15 protein-coding genes are annotated in these 17,736 nt (G+C 62.9%); 13 read left to right on the top strand and 2 right to left on the bottom strand.

Going from position 1 to position 17,736, the window contains the following annotated elements; translation table 11 throughout:
- The 4 genes from Q1M04_RS13655 to Q1M04_RS13670 all read left to right on the top strand — a co-directional run.
- Positions 1–180 (top strand): hypothetical protein (locus tag Q1M04_RS13655; RefSeq protein ID WP_300346693.1); only part of this gene is annotated, 180 nt, incomplete at its 5' end.
- A gap of 109 nt (positions 181–289) precedes the next feature.
- Positions 290–1,132 carry a sulfide/dihydroorotate dehydrogenase-like FAD/NAD-binding protein gene (locus Q1M04_RS13660; protein ID WP_297999330.1) on the top strand — a complete coding sequence of 281 codons (843 nt, stop codon included), beginning with the start codon at positions 290–292 and terminating at the stop codon, positions 1,130–1,132.
- Between the two features lie 2 nt (positions 1,133–1,134).
- On the top strand, positions 1,135–2,517 hold the full coding sequence (gltA, locus tag Q1M04_RS13665; RefSeq protein ID WP_297999329.1) for an NADPH-dependent glutamate synthase: 1,383 nt from the start codon (positions 1,135–1,137) through the stop codon (positions 2,515–2,517).
- A gap of 1 nt (position 2,518) precedes the next feature.
- A complete protein-coding gene (locus Q1M04_RS13670) occupies positions 2,519–3,130 on the top strand; it encodes a hypothetical protein (protein WP_297999327.1) in 612 nt (203 codons plus the stop codon).
- A gap of 62 nt (positions 3,131–3,192) precedes the next feature.
- Here the strand turns inward: Q1M04_RS13670 and Q1M04_RS13675 are convergent, their stop codons facing one another.
- Positions 3,193–3,612 carry a YjdF family protein gene (locus Q1M04_RS13675; protein WP_297999325.1) on the bottom strand — a complete coding sequence of 140 codons (420 nt, stop codon included), beginning with the start codon at positions 3,610–3,612 and terminating at the stop codon, positions 3,193–3,195.
- Between the two features lie 297 nt (positions 3,613–3,909).
- On the opposite strand from Q1M04_RS13675, the gene Q1M04_RS13680 reads away from it, so the two are divergent.
- From Q1M04_RS13680 to Q1M04_RS13720, 9 genes are all read left to right on the top strand, one after another.
- Entirely contained in the window at positions 3,910–4,599 is a 690-nt protein-coding gene (locus tag Q1M04_RS13680) for an ABC transporter ATP-binding protein (RefSeq protein WP_295756902.1), read from the top strand.
- A gap of 2 nt (positions 4,600–4,601) precedes the next feature.
- On the top strand, positions 4,602–7,295 hold the full coding sequence (locus Q1M04_RS13685; RefSeq protein WP_297999323.1) for an ABC transporter permease: 2,694 nt from the start codon (positions 4,602–4,604) through the stop codon (positions 7,293–7,295).
- The gene (locus Q1M04_RS13690) at positions 7,292–7,651 is read left to right on the top strand and encodes a hypothetical protein (RefSeq protein ID WP_297999321.1); all 360 of its coding nucleotides are present in this window, start codon (positions 7,292–7,294) and stop codon (positions 7,649–7,651) included. The genes Q1M04_RS13685 and Q1M04_RS13690 overlap by 4 nt, the downstream gene beginning before the upstream one ends.
- Before the next feature lie 161 nt (positions 7,652–7,812).
- Positions 7,813–9,261, top strand: a complete 1,449-nt coding sequence (locus Q1M04_RS13695; protein ID WP_297999318.1) for a nicotinate phosphoribosyltransferase — start codon at positions 7,813–7,815, stop codon at positions 9,259–9,261.
- 131 nt (positions 9,262–9,392) lie between these two features.
- A complete protein-coding gene (gene cls, locus Q1M04_RS13700) occupies positions 9,393–10,967 on the top strand; it encodes a cardiolipin synthase (protein WP_297999316.1) in 1,575 nt (524 codons plus the stop codon).
- A gap of 26 nt (positions 10,968–10,993) precedes the next feature.
- Positions 10,994–11,866, top strand: a complete 873-nt coding sequence (locus Q1M04_RS13705) for an ATP-binding protein (RefSeq protein ID WP_297999314.1) — start codon at positions 10,994–10,996, stop codon at positions 11,864–11,866.
- An 11-nt stretch (positions 11,867–11,877) separates the two neighbouring features.
- Positions 11,878–14,292: a hypothetical protein gene (locus Q1M04_RS13710; RefSeq protein ID WP_297999312.1), complete on the top strand. Its 2,415-nt coding sequence runs from the start codon at positions 11,878–11,880 to the stop codon at positions 14,290–14,292.
- A 55-nt stretch (positions 14,293–14,347) separates the two neighbouring features.
- Positions 14,348–16,051, top strand: a complete 1,704-nt coding sequence (locus Q1M04_RS13715) for an alpha-glucosidase (protein WP_297999310.1) — start codon at positions 14,348–14,350, stop codon at positions 16,049–16,051.
- The gene (locus Q1M04_RS13720; protein ID WP_297999308.1) at positions 16,048–16,665 is read left to right on the top strand and encodes an HAD family phosphatase; all 618 of its coding nucleotides are present in this window, start codon (positions 16,048–16,050) and stop codon (positions 16,663–16,665) included. Before Q1M04_RS13715 ends, Q1M04_RS13720 begins: the two co-directional genes overlap by 4 nt.
- A gap of 39 nt (positions 16,666–16,704) precedes the next feature.
- Here Q1M04_RS13720 and Q1M04_RS13725 read toward each other — a convergent pair whose 3' ends face one another.
- On the bottom strand, positions 16,705–17,592 hold the full coding sequence (locus tag Q1M04_RS13725; RefSeq protein WP_295756876.1) for a helix-turn-helix domain-containing protein: 888 nt from the start codon (positions 17,590–17,592) through the stop codon (positions 16,705–16,707).
- Between the last annotated feature and the right edge of the window lie 144 nt (positions 17,593–17,736).

Below are 17,736 nucleotides of genomic sequence, written 5' to 3' on the forward strand. Positions count from 1 at the left end.
GCCGGCAAAACCGCCAATGAAGTCCCTACGGATATTTCTGCAAGGTTCAGGTTGAAGAAAGCTCACTATTGGGGCTTTATGGATATTTTCCGGCTGGCCGGGTGTTCGAATGTAAGTATAAACTCACATCTTGCAAAAATCCAAGGGAAACCAATTGACGGTTTCCGTCCCTTATGCTAAACTAGAAACAATGTGTCAATGGCAGGACACGGGCTCCAGGCCTTGCTTGCAGCGTGTCGGGCAAGACCGAACATCACAACCATGACATGATCGGGAAAGAAGGAAGCATATGTACAAAATCGTCAGAAAAGAGGCTCTGCGCCCCACCGTCACCCTGTACGAGATCGAGGCCCCGCTGATCGCCAAGAAGGCCCAGCCGGGACAGTTCATCATCCTCCGGGTGGACGAAAAGGGCGAACGCATCCCCATTACCATCAACGCCTACGACCCGGAAAAGGGCACCGTCACCATCATCGTCCAAACCGTGGGCGCGACGACGGAAAAGCTCAGCCATCTCAACGAGGGCGACTGCCTCCAGGACTTCGTGGGCCCCCTGGGCAAGGCCACCGAGACCGAGGGCAAGAAAAAGGTCTGCGTGGTCGGCGGCGGCGTGGGCTGCGCCATCGCCTACCCGGTGCTGAAGAAGTTCCACGACGACGGGGCCGAGGTCCACGCCGTGGTGGGCTTCCGCACCGAGGACCTGGTGATTCTCGAGGACGAGTTCAAGAAGTCCTCCGACAAGCTCATCGTCTGCACCGACGACGGGAGCTATGGCCGCAAGGGCCTGGTCACCGAGGCTTTGAAGGAGCTTATTGAAGAAGGGAACCAGTACGACGAGGTCTTCGCCATCGGCCCCATGGTCATGATGAAGTTCGTCTCCAAGACCACGGAGCCCTACGGCGTCCCCACCACCGTCTCCATGAGCCCCATCATGATCGACGGAACCGGCATGTGCGGCGGCTGCCGCCTGAGCGTGGGCGGCGCGATGAAGTTCGCCTGCGTGGACGGCCCGGACTTCGACGGCCACAAGGTGGATTGGGATCTGGCCGTGAAGCGGAACCAGATGTATATGGAATTCGAGAAGCACAAGCACGAGGAGACCTGCAACCTCTTTAAGAAGGAGGCCGAATAATCATGGCCAATATGTCTTTACAGAAAAACCCCATGCCCTCCCAGGACCCCAACGTCCGGAATAAGAACTTCCAGGAGGTGGCCCTGGGCTACACCGAGGAACAGGCTCTGGACGAGGCGGCGCGCTGCTTAAACTGCAAGAATCGCGCCTGCATGCAGGGCTGCCCCGTCATGGTACATATCCCTGAGTTCATCGCCGAGGTCGCCAAGGGCGACTTTGAGGCGGCGTACCAGATCATTTCCAACACCTCCGCCCTGCCCGCCGTCTGCGGCCGGGTGTGCCCCCAGGAGACCCAGTGCGAGATGTACTGCGTCCGGGGCAAGAAGGGGGACCCCGTGGGCATCGGCCGTCTGGAGCGGTTTGTCGCCGACTGGCACAACGCCCACTGCACCGAGGCCCCGGAAAAGCCCGCCTCCAACGGCCACCGTGTCGCCGTGGTGGGCTCCGGCCCCGCGGGCCTCACCTGCGCGGGCGACCTGGCCCGGAAGGGCTATGACGTCACCGTGTTCGAGGCGCTGCACCTTGCCGGCGGCGTGCTGGTGTACGGCATCCCCGAGTTCCGTCTGCCCAAGGCCATCGTCCAGAAGGAAGTGGACGGATTGAAGGCCATGGGCGTGACCATCGCCACGGATACGGTTATCGGCCGGACCATCTCCATCGACGAGCTGATGGAGGAGCAGGGCTTCGAGGCCGTGTTCATCGGCTCCGGCGCGGGCCTTCCCATGTTCATGGATATCCCCGGCGTGAACTATCGGGGCGTTTACTCCGCCAACGAGTTTTTGACCCGCATCAACCTGATGAAGGCGTACCTGCCCGACTCGGATACTCCCATTCAGCGGCCCAAGAAGGTGGCCGTGGTGGGCGGCGGCAACGTTGCCATGGACGCGGCCCGCTGCGCCAAGCGCCTGGGGGCCGAGGTGTACATCGTCTACCGCCGGGGCATGGAGGAGCTCCCCGCCCGGAAGGAAGAGGTGGAGCACGCCGAGGAGGAGGGCATCATCTTCAAGACCCTCTGCAACCCGGTGGAAATCTTTGCCGACGAAAACGACGACGTGAACAAAATCCGCTGCATCCGCATGGAGCTGGGCGAGCCCGACGCCTCTGGGCGGCGGCGGCCCATTGAGGTGCCGGACAGCGAGTTCGATCTGGACGTGGACTGCGTGATTATGTCTCTTGGCACCAGCCCCAACCCGCTGATCAAGTCCACCACCAAGGGCCTGGAAATCAACCGCAAGGGCGGCATCGTGGTCAACGAGGACGGCCTGACCTCCCGGGAGAGGGTCTATGCCGGCGGCGACGCGGTGACCGGCGCGGCCACGGTCATTCTGGCCATGGGCGCGGGCAAAACCGCCGCCAAGGCCATTGACGAGGCCCTGAGCAAGTAATATGAAGACGAACGTCACGGGCATCCCCGCTCTGGCGTTGGCGCTGTGCCTCCTGCTTGCCGCCTGCGGCGGGCAGGGGGCTTCGCCGTCCGAAGCGCCGCCGGAGGACCTGCCGCCGGAAGAAACAGCCCCGGTCCCCTCCGGCTTCCCGGAGCTGGAGGAGACGGAGTGGGAGGCGGTCAGCGTCGACCTGGAGTCGTTTGGCCTTAGCAAAGGCTGCGACGACGAGCGGTTTATGTATATCTTTGAGCACACAAACACGGTGCCCCTGGACCAGCTCATCGTCTTTGACCTGTGGGGCGACGCGCTGACGGAGGGGTCCAGCGAGGAACTCCGCAGCCGCTTCCTGGAAGCGCCGGACACGGTGCTGGCCTACCTGGTCCTGATGGGGGATCAGCGGGTGGACTACTGGGACCAGCCCCTGGCGGCGGACGTGATTTGCAGGAGCATCGCCACCGCCGACGCCGCCTGGCACGGCGGCTCGGAGGAGTTTGCCCAGACCTTGGCCGCCTGCCGGGAACGCTATTCCTCCGGCCGCGTCGCGGAGCTGCTGGACGTGATGGAGCAGGAGCACGCCGCCTCCATGGAGCGGAACCACGGGCAGAGCCAATGAACAGCGCCCCGGGGAGGGAGGTCCTCTCCGGGGCGCTGTCCTGCGTATTCCTTCCGAATTCTTTAATGTCCCTTCCGCTTCTCCCTCCGTTTTTCCTGCCGGAGGGCGAATTTCCGCTCCTCCTCCGCCTCCCGTTCCGCCCGGCTGCGGCGGGTCCGGGCAGCTTTGCCCTCCTCCCGTTGGAGAGCCAGGGCCTGTTGGGCTTTGGTGCCTATGGCGGCGGGGCGGACGGCCCTTTGGGCCTCCCGGCGGGCGCGCTTGGGGCTGACCTTCCTCTCGAAGGGGCCCTTGGCGGCGACGGGAGGGCTGAAGCGCAGGCTCCGCCAGTTCTCCAGCAAAAAGGCGTAGACCTCCTGGTCTTTCGGCTCGGCCCCGAAGGGGGTCTTGCAGGCCTCATAGGTTCCGCCGCCGCCCCGCTCATAGAGCAGGACCCAGAAGGGGTCCTCAAAGCGGACGGTCAGTTTTGCGTATCCGGTTTCCATACGCGGTTCCTCCTTTTCGTGTCTCTCACGGAGAACGGACAACCAAAGGAGGCAGGTTACTGATACCCGAAGGGGTACGCCCGGACTACCGACCGGGCCGTGTTTTTATCTCCGCAGGTTTATTGTAGCGGAAAGGTACGCAAAATGCAAGGGAGCTTGTACTCGCCCTTCGGGCGGGGGCGCGGCTTCTTTCAACTCTGTAAGATTTGAGAAAGAATCTGGACAGATTCCTATGGTAGAGTATCTGCAGTAAAAGCCCCATGGCTTGAAAACACTTTACCTTGGAGGTATCAGAATATGACAATCTTAGAGACAAAGGCCCTGCACAAGCACTACGGCTCCGGAGAGACGGAGGTCCGCGCCCTGGACGGCGTGGACCTGACGGTGGAAAAGGGCGAATTCGCCGCCGTGGTCGGCACCTCCGGCTCCGGCAAGTCCACCCTCCTCCATATGCTGGGCGGCCTGGACCGCCCCACCTCCGGATCCGTCAGCGTGGACGGGAAAGACATCTTCTCCCTCAAGGACGAGGCTCTCACCATCTTCCGCCGCCGGAAAATCGGCTTCATCTTCCAGAACTACAACCTGGTCCCTGTCCTCAGCGTCTATGAGAACATCGTCCTCCCGATTCAACTGGACGGCCAGAAGCCCGACGCCGCCTACGTGGACCAGATCATCGAGACTCTGGGCCTGGAGAAAAAGCTCCGGAACCTGCCCAACAACCTCTCCGGCGGCCAGCAGCAGCGGGTGGCCATCGCCCGGGCCCTGGCGGCCAAGCCCGCCATCATCCTGGCCGACGAGCCCACCGGCAACCTGGACTCCAAAACCAGCCAGGACGTGATGGCCCTGCTGAAAATCACCAGCGAGAAGTTTGCCCAAACCATCGTCATGATTACCCACAACGAGGAAATCGCCCAAATGGCGGACCGCATCATCCGCATTGAGGACGGGAAAATCCGGTCCTCCCGGACCACCGGGGAGGAGGCGTAACCATGATCCGTGTCGCCAACAAGGGCTGCGTCCGCCGCCTGGGCTTCCGGTCCATGCGGGCCGCCCGGACCCGCAACATCGTGGCCGTCCTGGCCATTGCCCTAACCACCATCTTGTTCACCTCCCTCTTTACCATCGCTTCCTCCATCAACTATTCCTTCCAGCAGGAGAATTTCCGCCAGGCGGGCGGCGACTTTCACGGCACCATCAAGGGCCTCACCTGGGAGCAGGTGGAGGAAATGCGGTCGGACCCGCTGATTCAAGAGGACTTCGCCCGGTTGTTCGTGGGCATGCCCGTGGACCCGCCCTTCAACAAATCCCATGTGGAGGTCTCCTACCTGGAGCCCGCCGCCGCGCCCCACTACTTCTGCCAGCCAGTCGAAGGGACCCTCCCCCGGGAGGGCACCGACGAGGCCGCCACGGACACCCGCGTTCTGGCCCTTCTGGGGGTGGAGCCGAAGGTGGGCGCGAAATTCACCATTTCCTTCTACCTTGACGAAAACACCTCCAGCCGGAAGCTGGTCACCCGGACCTTCACCCTCTCGGGATGGTGGGAGTACGACAGCGCCCTGGTGGCCAGCAATGTGCTCCTGCCCCGCTCCGCCGCCGAGGAGTTAGGTGCCCAGGGCAGCGGGGACCCCTACTCCATGACCGGAGAATGGAACCTGGACATGATGTTCAAAAGCGACCTCCAGATCGAGGAGAACATCCTTCAGATCCTGGAGAACCACGGCTATCAGCACGACGACCCCCAGGGGGAGAATTACTTGAAAATCGGCGTCAACTGGGGCTACTCCGGGGCCCAGCTTTCCAACAGCTTTGATATCTCCACGCTGATCGCCATTGTGGTTTTGCTGCTGCTGATTATCTTCACCGGCTACCTGATTATCTACAACGTCTTCCAAATTTCCGTCACCAACGATATCCGGTTTTACGGCCTTCTGAAAACCATCGGCACCACCGGCAAGCAGATCAAACGCGTCGTCCGGCAGCAGGCCCTGCTTCTCAGCCTTATCGGCATCCCCATTGGACTGCTCCTGGGCTTTGTCATCGGCAACAAGCTCACCCCGGTCATCATGACCCAGCTGAGCTACAAGAACGCCTTCGTCTCCTTCAACCCCCTGATTTTCATTGGAGCGGCGCTGTTCGCCCTGCTGACCGTGTTCCTCTCCTGCGCCCGTCCGGGCCGCATGGCGGCGAAGGTCTCCCCGGTGGAGGCCGTGCGCTACACCGAGGGCGGCGGGCCGAAAAAGGCGGGGAAGCGGGAGAAGGTCCGCAAAGCCCGGAGCGGCGCGTCCCTTCCGGGCATGGCCTGGGCCAACCTGGGCCGGAGCCGGGGGAAAACCGTGGTGACGGTCATTTCCCTGACGTTGGCGGTGGTGCTGGCAACGATTACCTACACCTTCGCCACCGGCTTTGACATGAATAAGTACCTGGCCCGGAACGCGGATGTGGACTTTATCCTGGGAGACGCCGCCTACTTCCAGCCCAGCGGCGGCTTCCGTACCGAGGACGAGGCGGTGCCGGAGGAGATTATCTCCGACGTCAATGCCCGAAACGGTCTGGAGGAGAGCGGGCGCGTCTATGGCGGCGTCTCCGCCATGAAGGAGTTTGTCACCGAGGATTGGTTCCGGCAGGGCTATGGAATGTATAATCCCCCGGAGGTTGTGGACGAGATCGTCGCGAGAACCTCCCGGCAACCCAGCGGGCTTCTGGAGACCGGCGTGCAGATGTACGGCATGGAGGACTTCCCCTTGAGCCTGCTGAATGTACTGGAGGGAGACCTGGCCCCCCTGTCGGACCCCAGCCAGAAGGCCATTGCCGCCGTGTACCTGTCCGACGACTACAACGCCACCCAATGGGGCAGCAACTGGGCCAGGCTGGGAGATACTGTGACCATCCGCCATATCACAGAGATGGAGTATTTCTACCGGGATACCGGGGAAATCATTGAGGACGTGGACGCCGCCATCGAGGGCGGCCGCCCCTGGGGGGAGCGGGCCAAGGCCTACGAGGACATCGACTACACCGTCTGCGCCCTGGTGCGGATTCCCAACTCCATCTCCTACCGCTACCGGGTTCTGGGCTGCGACGAGTTCATCCTGGGGGCGGAGCGGTTCAAGCAGGACACCGGCACCGCCAGCGTCATGACCTATCTCTTCAACACCACCGACGAGGCGGAGGCGGGCATGGAGTCCTTCCTGGCGGAGTACACGGAGAGCGTCCAGCCCCTCTACGACTATGAGAGCCGGGCCACCTACGTCGCCGAGTTCGAGGGCTTCCGGGGCATGTTCATGACCATGGGCGGGGCGCTGAGCTTCATCATCGGCCTTGTGGGCGTGCTGAACTTCGTCAACGCGGTCCTCACTGGCATCCTCACCCGGAAGCGGGAGCTGGCGGTGCTCCAGTCCATCGGCATGACCGGGAAGCAGCTGAAAACCATGCTGGTGTACGAAGGCCTTTATTACACCCTCCTGGCCCTGGCGGTGTCCCTGGTGATGACGGTGTGCATCGGCCCCCTGATGGGGACCGTCCTGTCGGACGTCTTCTGGTTCTTCTCCTACCGGCTCACCGTGACGCCCATTCTGGTGATCCTGCCCATCTTCCTGGCTCTGGGGGCCCTGGTGCCCCTTTGGACCTACCGCTCCGTGTCAAAACGAACCATTGTGGAGCGTCTGCGGGAGGCGGAGGGATGAGAAAGCTGTTTTGGGCGTTCGGCCTCCTGCTTCTTCTCGCCGCCTGCGGGCAGAGGGAGGAAGCCGTGGAGGGCAACCTGATTCTCACAAACTACGCCCCGGAGGCCATCTCCAACATCACCGTGGAATACGGCGGCGAAACCCTCTCGTCGGAGGCGGCTATTTCCGACATCCAGCTCTGCTCCTTTACCCTGCCGGAGGAGGACGGCCTGACCTATACGGTTTCCTTCGAGACGGCGGAGGGCGAAACCGTCCGCGAGAGCTTCACCGACAGCTTTGCGGGGGAAACGGCCGTGTACCTTCGGGCGGACCGGGCGGAGGGCTTCTGGCGGCTGGAGTACGACCAAGCATCCTGAAAAAACGCAGGGCCCGCCCAAAGGCGGGCCCTGCCGCTATTGGCAAAAATGCGCCCGATATTCCCTGCATTTTTCGTGAATTTTTCCCAAAAAAGAGATTGCATTTCCGCGGCGCTTTGCTTATAATCAAGGGAACAACTTCAAAAGAGGGGGCTCCTGCCATGCGCACCGAACAAAAGCTGAACATGACCATGCTCTGTGACTTCTATGAGCTGACCATGGGCAACGGCTATTTCCAGGCGGGCTTTCAGGACCGGATGACCTATTTCGACGTGTTCTTCCGGGACGTGCCGGACAAGGGGGGCTTTGCCATCTGCGCGGGCCTGGACCAGCTCATTGAGTATATTCTGGATCTGCATTTTGACGAGGAGGACATCGCGTACCTCCGGGACCGGAATCTGTTTTCCGAGGAGTTCCTGGCCTATTTGAAGGACTTCCGTTTCACCGGGGACATCTGGGCCATCCCCGAGGGGACCCCCATTTTCCCCCAGGAGCCCGTGGTGACCGTCCGGGCCCCCACCATCCAGGCCCAGCTCATTGAGACCTTTACCCTGCTGGCCATCAACCACCAGAGCCTCATCGCCACCAAGGCCAACCGCATCGTCCGGGCGGCTCAGGGGCGGACGGTGCTGGAATTCGGCTCCCGCCGGGCCCAGGGCACCGACGGGGCCATCACCGGGGCCCGGGCGGCCTACATCGGCGGCTGCGCCGGGACGGCCTGCACCATCTCCGACCAGCTCTACGGCGTGCCCGCCGGGGGCACCATGGCCCACGCCTGGGTCCAGATGTTCGACACCCAGTATGAGGCGTTTGAGACTTACTGCAAGCTCTATCCCAACAACGCCACCCTCCTGGTGGATACCTACAACACGCTGAAATCCGGCGTGCCCGACGCCATCCGGGCCTTCAACGCGGTGCTGAAGCCTTTGGGGATTAAAAAGTGCGGCATCCGCCTGGACTCGGGAGACATTGCCTACCTGACGCGGAAGGCCAGGAAGATGCTGGACGATGCGGGCTGGACAGAGTGCCGGATCTCCGCCTCCAACTCCCTGGACGAGTACATCATCCGGGACTTGCTGATCCAGGGGGCCCAAATCGACATGTTCGGCGTGGGCGAGCGGATGATCACCGCCAGCAGCCAGCCGGTTTTCGGCGGGGTATACAAGCTGGTGGCGGTGGAGGACGAGGGAGGGTCCGTCGTCCCCAAAATCAAGGTCAGCGAAAATGTGGACAAGATTACCAACCCCCACTTTAAAAAAGTCCACCGCATCTTCGACCGGGCCACCGGCAAGGCGGAGGCGGACTATATCACCGTCTGGGACGAAACCGTGGACGAGAGCCGGAGCCTGGAGCTCTTCGATCCCCGGGCCACCTGGAAGCGGAAGACCTACACCGGCTTCACGGCAAAGCCCCTCCAGGTCCCCGTTTTCCAGGGGGGGAAGCTGGTCTACGAACGCCCCGGCCTCACGGAGATTCAGGACTATTGCAGGACCCAGGTGGAGACCCTCTGGGACGAGGTGAAGCGCTTCGAGAATCCCCACACGTATTACGTGGATCTCAGCCAGAAGCTGTGGGACATCAAGCAGGGCCTTCTGCGCCAGAGCGAATGAGAATCCGGGCCGGGCGTTTTGCCCGGCCCGGATTTTATCTAATTTTAATATTTTGCTGTTGAAGACGGCGGCGTCTTTTTGTATAATAAAAAAGCCAAACGCTGAAACTGCCTGTGAGGAGGCGAGCTGCCGTGCATAAGAACATTCCCCATATCCCCCCGGTGGAAGAGCGGGTCGAGCGAAAAATTTCCGCCTTTACCAGCATTTCCATGTGCGCACTGACGGTGATCGCCCAAATCGCTACCTCGATTTTGATCTCCTTCCTTCTGGCGGAGTATTCCAGCCTTGTCTACGCCCTGCTGCTTATCGCCGGCGCGGCGGTGGCCATCTGGGTCTACCAGCGGCCCGGCAGCCCCACCTACAAGCTGGTGTGGATGTGCCTTTTGCTGGCCATGCCGGTGTCCGGCATAATTTTGTTCTGCCTCTGGGGCGGGGCCCATCAGGTGAAGCAGCTCAGCCTTCAGACGGTGCCCCCCATCCCCTGCGGGGAGAGCCAGCGCATGTCCAGCGGAATCGACCTCGGCCGCCTCCGGCGGCAGTCCCCGGCCTGGGGACGGCTGGCGGCGTATCTGGAAAAGCGGGGCTTTCTGCTCTACCGGAACACGGACGCCGTCTATTTCAAGGAGGGCGCGGAGTTTTTTGAGGACCTGATCCAGCATTTGGAGAAGGCGGAGATCTATATTTTTCTGGAGTACTACATCCTGGCGGAGGGACAGCTCTGGGACCGCATCTTCGCCATTTTGAAGGAGCGGGCCGCCGCCGGCGTGGAAATCCACATCACCTTCGATGATTTCGGCAACCTCACCCGCTTTTCCGACGAAACCCTCCAGAATCTCCAGAACGCGGGCATTGAGGTGAAGGCCTTCAACCCCGTTCACCGCTATGTGAATCGCATCTACTTCAACTACCGGGATCACCGGAAAATCGCCGTCATCGACGGGCAGTTCGCCTATACCGGGGGCATCAACATCGCCGACGAATACGCCAACCTCATCGTCCGCTTCGGACACTGGAAGGACACCGCCGTCCGCATCGAGGGCGCGGGGGTCTGGGGGTTCGCCACCCAGTTCATGCAGATGTGGAAGATGATGGGGGGCTCCTTCCACAACGAGGACGACTACTACCGCCCCCGGCACGAGGTGGAAAGCGCCCGGGGCTGGTGCCAGCCCTTTACCGACGGGCCCCTGAACAACCCGGACAATCCCATTGAGGAAATCTATTTGCAGCTCATCGCCTCTGCCCAGAAGATGCTCTACCTCACCACCCCCTATTACGCCGTGGAGGAGTCCATGCAAAAAGCCCTGTGCATCGCCGCCGACGCGGGGGTGGACGTGCGGATCTTTATCCCCGGCATCCCGGACCACCACAAGTTTACCTACATGGTGGCCGAGACTTACTGGGGGGAGCTATTGAGCCACGGCGTGAAGATCTATAAATACACCCCCGGCTTCCTCCACGCCAAAAGCGTCATGGCGGACCGGGAGGTGGCTCTGGTCGGCAGCACGAATATGGACTACCGGACCTTCCAGCTCCACTACGAATGTGGCGTGCTGCTGTACCACATGCCGGTGGTGGAGGAGCTGCTGGAGGATCTGGACGGCATTTTGGCCGAGAGCCGGCCCTATACTCTGGAGGACTGGAACCAGCGGTCCTGGTTCCGCAAAATGTGCGCCTCCGTGTTCCGCCTGGGTTCCATATGGCTGTAAAACGTCTTTGGCTAGGAGAATCACATATGTCCCGTGAGCTTACCCCACAGGAGACTGCCGAGCGCAGTCTCATCAAGACCTATCGAAAATCCCTGTGGAATCCCTTCATCGCCGCCGTGAAGCGGTACGAGCTGGTTTCCCCGGGGGACCATATCGCCGTGTGCGTCTCCGGCGGGAAGGACTCCTTCGTCCTGGCCAAGCTGATGCAGGAACTGCAAAAGCACACGGACCGGCCCTTTGCCCTCACCTTCCTGGCTATGGACCCGGGCTACAACCCGGCAAACCGCCGCGTGCTGGAGGAGAGCGCCGGGCGTCTGGGCATCCCCCTGACGCTGTTTGAAAGCGATATCTTCGACGTGACGGTCCAGGTGGACAAAAACCCCTGCTACCTCTGCGCCCGGATGCGCCGGGGCTGCCTCTATGCCAGGGCCCGGGACTTAGGCTGCAATAAAATCGCCCTGGGCCATCACTTCTCCGATGTCATCGAGACTACGCTGCTGGGCCTTTTTTACGGCGCGCAGCTCCAGGCCATGCCCCCCAAGCTCCGCAGTAAAAATTTTCCCGGCATGGAGCTGATCCGCCCGCTGTACTGCGTCCATGAGGACGCCATTGTCCGCTGGCGGGATTACAACGAACTTCATTTTCTCCAGTGCGCCTGCCGCTTTACCGAAGCCCGGGACGCCTCCGGCGACGGGATCGGGGAGAGCAAGCGCCAGGAGATCAAGCTGCTCCTGCGGGAGCTGAAAAAGACCAACCCCAACATTGAAAAAAGCATTTTCCGGGCCATCCACGGGGTCCAGCTGGACACCTTCCCCGGCTTCAAGTACCGGGGCGCGGCCCATACCTTTACCGATCTATACAACGGCTCCCCGGTTTTCGGCGGCGGAGCGGACATCTGAGGGAGGAAGAAATGATGGATTTCTATCGCTGTGAAAACCCCGACTGCGGTTTTGTGGCCGAGGAGGAGCCGGATATCTGCCCCCGCTGCGGGGGGACCTTTTTCACCGCCCTGGCGGAGGAGGAGATGACCGCTTCCGACTGGGTGAACCTGGGAAACCAGGCGGTGGACGAGAAGCGGGAGACCGACGCCCTGGCCGCCTACCAACGGGCGGCGGCGCTGAACGATCCCCTGGGCCTGACGAACCTGGGCTGGTGCCTGGAGGCGGGCGTGGGCGTGCCGGCGGACCCCAAGCAGGCCGTGATGCTCTATGCCCAGGCGGCGGAGCAGGAGTACATGCCCGCCTTGACGAACCTGGGCTACTGCTATACATACGGCATCGGCGTGGAGACGGACTATGACAAGGCTCTGAAATGCTTCCAGAAGGGGGCGGAGCAGGGCTTTCCCCGGGCCCAGTTCCTCCTGGCGGAGGCTTACCGCCGGGGCAGCGGCGTGGAGCCCGACGAAGCGGAGGCCGCCAAATGGTATCAGTCCGCCGCGTGGCTGGGCTATCCCGGCGCCCAGACGGAGCTGGGCCGCTGCCTGGAGTTCGGCGAGGGCGTAGAGCAGGACGTGGAACAGGCCGTGAAATGGTACACCGCCGCCGCCGAGCAGGGCAGCGCCCCCGGCATGTGCTGCCTGGGCTTTATGTATGAGTCCGGCCGGGGCGTAGAGCAGAGCTGGGAGACCGCCGTGGACTGGTATAGAAAAGCGGCGGATAAGGGCTATCCCCGGGCGCTGTGCAACCTGGCCTGGTGCTATGAGCATGGCGAGGGGGTGAAGCGGGACTTCGCCGAGGCCGTGCGGCTCTATCGGGCGGCGGCGGACCAGGAATACCCCCGGGGCTATCTGTGCCTGGGGCTGTGCTATGAACGGGGCCGGGGCGTGCCCGCGGACAAGGCCGCGGCGGCGGAGTTCTACCGCAAGGCCGCCGAGCAGGGGGACGAGGACGGCGCTTGCTGCCTTGGCTTTATGTATGAGTGCGGCGAGGGCGTGGAGCAGAGCTGGGAGAGCGCCGCGGAGTGGTACAAACGGGCCGCCGCCGGCGGGCTGTCGCGGGGGATGTGCAACCTGGCCTGGTGCTATGAGCACGGCAAGGGTGTGGAGAAAAACCTGGAGGAGTCCTTCACCTGGTACAAACGGGCCGCGGACCAGGGGGACCCCAGGGGCCTTTTCAGCGTAGCCCGGGCCTATGACTACGGCATCGGCGCCGCCCAGGACGCGGAGGAGGCCGCCCGGTGGTATCAGAAGGCCGCCGACGCGGGGTCCGCCCCGGCCATCTGCGATCTGGGCGTGTGCTATGAGCGGGGGGAGGGCGTGCCCCAGAGCGACGAGAAGGCGGCGGAGCTCTACCGCAAAGCCGCCGAGATGGGCAACGCCCCCGGCATGTGCAACCTGGGCTTTATGTACGAATCCGGCCGGGGCGTGGAGCAAAGCTGGGAGGAAGCGGTAAAGTGGTACAGCGCCGCCGCCCAGCAGGGCTTCTCCCGGGCCATGTGCAACCTGGCCTGGTGCTATGAGACGGGAAGCGGCGTGGAGGAGAACCTGACCCGGGCGGTCCACTGGTACCGCAAGGCCGCCGAGCAGGACGATCCCAGGGGCATGTTCTGCCTGGGACTGTGCTGCAAGTACGGCAAGGGCATGGAACGGGACGACGTCGAGGCGGCCCGGTGGTACCAGCGGGCGGCGGACGGGGGCTATCTCCGGGCGCTGTGCAACCTGGGCGTGTGCTATGAGTTCGGCGAGGGTGTGGAACAGAGCCTGGAGCAGGCCGTGGACTTTTACCGCCGGGCGGCGGAAAAGGGAGACCCGGCGGGCCAGTGCAACCTGGGCTATATGTATGAGACGGGCCGGGGCGTGGAGAAAAGCGCCCTGGAAGCCGCCCGGCTTTACAAGCTGTCGGCGGAGGCGGGCTATCCCCGGGCCATGTGCAACTACGGGTACTGCTGCGAGTCGGGCCAGGGCGTGGCGAAAAAGGACCCCGCCGAGGCGGCGGAGTGGTACAGAAAAGCTGCCGAGGCCGGGGACGCCACGGGGGCCTGCAACCTGGGCTATCTCTACGAAACCGGGGAGGGTGTGGAGCAGAGCTGGCAGAACGCCGTGTTCTGGTACAACCACGCCGCGGCCCAGGGCCAGGCCCGGGGGCAGTACCTCCTGGGCTGGTGCTATGAGCACGGCAAGGGCGTGGACGCCAGCGAGGAGCGGGCCAGAGAGCTCTACGAAGCCGCCGCCCGGCAGGACTACCAGCACGCCGTGGAGGCGCTGGAACGCCTGAAAAGCGGCGGGAAGCCCAAAGCCTCCCCCAAGCCGGAGGGGAAAAAGCCGCCGGAGAAAAAGGAACGGGAAAAGGGCGGCTTCCTCAAGAGCATTTTCGGCGGAAAAAAATAAATGGAACCGCGCCCGGAGGTCCGGCCTCCAGGCGCGGTTTCCCGATAGGCGGTGTATGACGATGGCAAATGCCTCCCGCCCCTGGTGGCGGAACAAAATTGCGTACCAAATCTACCCCAAGAGCTTCCTGGACGGCAACGGGGACGGAATCGGGGACCTGCCCGGCGTCCTCTCCAAGCTGGACTATTTGAAAGACCTGGGGGTGGACATCCTCTGGCTCTCCCCGGTCTATCCCTCTCCCATGGTGGACCAGGGGTATGACATTTCCGATTACTACGGCATCGATCCCTGCTTCGGGACCATGGAGGACCTGGAGGCCCTGATCCGGGAGCTGAAGCACCGGGAAATGTACCTGGTGATGGACCTGGTGGTCAGCCACTGCTCCGACCAGCACCCCTGGTTCCGGGAGGCCGTCCGGGACCCGGCGGGGAAGTACGGACAGTACTTCTACTTAAAGCCGGGGCGGAACGGCGGCCCGCCCAACAACTGGCGGGCGGAGTTCGGCGGGAGCTGCTGGGAGCGTCTGCCCGGCTCGGACCTCTATTACTTCCACACCTTCGCCAAGGAGCAGCCGGATCTGAACTGGGAAAACCCGGAGGTCCGGCGGGAGATCTGCGATATGGTAAACTGGTGGCTGGACAAGGGGGTCTCCGGCTTCCGGCTGGACGCCATCATCAATCTGAAAAAGGACCTGCGCTTCCAGGACGGCCCCGCCGACAGCCCCGACGGCACCTGCGCCGTGTCCAAAATGCTGCCCCGGACGGCGGAGATCGGCGCCTTTTTGAACCAGCTGAAACGGGAGTGCTTCCTGCCCCACGATGCCTTTACCGTGGGCGAGGTATACAGCATTACCCCGGAGCGGGTGGCGGAGTTCGGCGGGCCGGAGGGCTATTTCTCCACCCTCTTCGACTTTGGGCACTTTCTCGCCGGCCACCGGGGGCCCTTCTGGTATCAGTACAAGCCCTTTGATTTCAAGACCTGGCAGGACGCGATTTTCCAGGCCCAGGAGAACGCCGGGAGCGCCGTTTTCCTGGCCAACGTCCTGGAAAACCACGACCGGCCCCGGGCCCCCGGCATCTTCCTTCCCGAGGGGGACGTCTGCTATGAGAGCGTCACCGCCCTGGCGGCGCTGTCCGTGCTGCTGCGGGGCATTCCCTTCCTTTACCAGGGCCAGGAGATCGGTATGCGAAACGGGGATTTCCGTACCGTGGAGGACTTCGAGGACCTGAACACCCATGACCAGTACCAGGCGGCGCGGTCCGCCGGGCGGACGGAGGAGGAGGCCATGGCGGTTTGCCGCCGCCACAGCCGGGACAACGCCCGGACCCCCATGCAGTGGACCGGGGGCAAGCACGCCGGGTTCACCTCCGGCACGCCCTGGTTCCCGGTGAACCCCAACTATCCGGAGCTGAACGTGGAGGCCGATGCCGCCTCGGAGCGGTCCGTCCGGGGGTGGTATAAGCGCTTGCTTGCCCTGCGGAAGGATCCGGAGTGGGAGGACGTGCTGGTCCATGGCGGCTTTTGCCCCGCGTTCCGGGAGGAGCCGGAGATCTTTGCCTACTGGCGGACCGGGGAGACGTCGCGGGTTCTGGTCCTCTGCCACTATGGCCAGGGGACGGCTTCCGTACCTTTCCCGGAGCCCTTCCGGGTGCTGCTGAACAACTGCGGCGGCCTGGAGAACCGGGAGGGCCGCTTGTGGCTGGAGTCTTATCAAGCCGTGGTTCTGGCCTGCGGGGCCGGAGAACAGGAGGCGCTATGATCCGCAATCTCGTATTCGACATGGGCAACGTGCTGATCCACTGGAAGCCCTATTTATTCGTGGAGGATCTGGGCGTCCCGGAGGGGGATCGGGCCCTGCTTCTGCGGGAGGTCTTCGGCTCCGTGGAGTGGATTCAGATGGACCGGGGGACGCTCTCCTTTGAGGATGGGCTGGCGGTCATCTGCCGCCGCCTGCCGGAGCGTCTCCACGGCCCCGCCCGGGAGCTGACCCTGAACTGGTGGCGGCGCTGGCTGCTGCCCGTGGAGGGCATGGCGGACCTGGTCCGGGAGCTGAAAGGCTTGGGGTACGGCGTTTATCTGCTGTCCAACGCCAAGGAGGACCTGCCGCTGTATTTTGACCGCATCCCGGGAAGCGAGTGCTTCGACGGGAAAATTGTCTCCGCGGACTGGAAGCTTTTGAAGCCCCAGCCGGAGATTTACGAGACTCTCCTCCGGGAGTACGGCCTCCGGGCGGAGGAGTGCTTTTTCATCGACGATTTGAACATCAACATTGAAGGGGCCTGGTTTGTGGGGATGGACGGCGCGATCTTCGACGGGGACCTGCCCCGCCTCCGCCGGGCGCTGAACGACGCCGGGGTCCCGGTGAAAGCCTGAATAGACAAGCCCCGCCGGGTACTCCGGCGGGGCTTGCTTTTACTCCTCCTTGGGACCCAGGACCACGGCGGCCACAGCGCAGAGGATGCCCCCCACGGCGAACACCCACCAGGCCGTCCACATGTACAGGGCCAGGCCCAGCCCTACGTAAATGGCCGTGGCCAGCAGCATGATGACGGTGCAGACGGTCCCCACCAGATTGTTTCGCCGCTTGGCCTCCGGCGAGGGATTGTTCTCCCGGTTGTACTTTTCCACATCGTATTTGTCGTGCTGGATGCTTCCGTAGATGAAGGACCACACCGCCCCGGCGATGATCAGCAGGAAAAAGGCCATGCTGTAGGACTCATAGGGCTCCCGCTCCGGGAAGGCGGAGAAAAACAGCAGCAGCAGGACCACGGCGAACAGGATTGCCCCCACGCCTCCGGCGATGTGCCAGACGAATCTCCGCTGAAAGGCCTCCTTCTGCTCCTCGGTGTAGAAGTCGGCGATCACGGGGTTTTTCCTGCGGAAGTTTTCAAGCTCGATGCCGGAAACCACCAGGACCACCACGCACACCGTGATGACCAGCAGGAGCGCCGCGCCCGCCAGGGCCTCCGGTGCGCCCAGGACCTCCAGCAGGCCGCTCACGCCCACGCCGGCGATGATGGCGGAAACTGCCAGAGAGATCCTCCAGGCGAAGCGGGTCATGAAGCCGTCGTACTTGGCTGTGTCGGCCACCCGGCTCTCCTCCACGCTGCCCCGGAGGAGCGTGTCCAGGTTTACGTTATAAAGGTCACAGATGTGCAGCAGGGTGTCCATTTCGGGAAAGCTCTGACTGCCCTCCCACTTGCTGACGGACTGGCGGCTGACGTCCAGCTGTTCCGCCAGCTGCTCCTGGGTGATTCCGGCCTGGGCCCGGATGAACTGCAGGTTTTCGGAAAACGACATTTGGGTGATCCTCCTTGAATTTGGTGCCCTTATTCTGCCGGAGCGGGCGGCGCAGCGCCAGCGATTTGGTGTTGCGTTTGAAGAAATCCATGTAAACTTTGGGTTGCGCTCCCCATTTTAGCGGCTTTTCCGGACAAACGCAAG

It is taken from the genome of uncultured Oscillibacter sp., assembly GCF_950073225.1.
GTDB lineage: Bacteria > Bacillota > Clostridia > Oscillospirales > Oscillospiraceae > Oscillibacter.